This window comes from Mesorhizobium sp. M1A.T.Ca.IN.004.03.1.1, from assembly GCF_003997555.1.
GTDB lineage: Bacteria > Pseudomonadota > Alphaproteobacteria > Rhizobiales > Rhizobiaceae > Mesorhizobium.
In genome coordinates, this window is sequence record NZ_RZTV01000695.1 from 1 (window position 1) to 253 (window position 253).

A 253-nucleotide genomic window follows, 5' to 3' on the forward strand; every position below is an offset into this window, starting at 1 on the left:
ACCAAGACCATCAACCGGCTGCAGGCGCAGGGTTTCCTCGAAAAGCGCGCCTCCAACGCCGATGCCCGCCAGGCGCACATCTTCCTGACCGACGCCGGCCGCGAAACCATCCGCGCCATCGAAAAGTCGGTCAAGAAGACGGAGAAGCAGGCGCTGAAAGGCCTCGACAAGAAGGACCAGAAGGCGCTGTTCAAGCTGCTCGCCCGCATCGAGGCCAATCTGTCGAACGAAGAGCTGGTCCTGATCGACGACG

Annotated in this window: 1 pseudogene; it reads left to right on the forward strand. The window is 62.1% G+C overall.

The window, feature by feature from the left end:
• Positions 1-253: pseudogene (locus EOD29_RS33450) on the forward strand (MarR family transcriptional regulator); the annotation flags it as partial.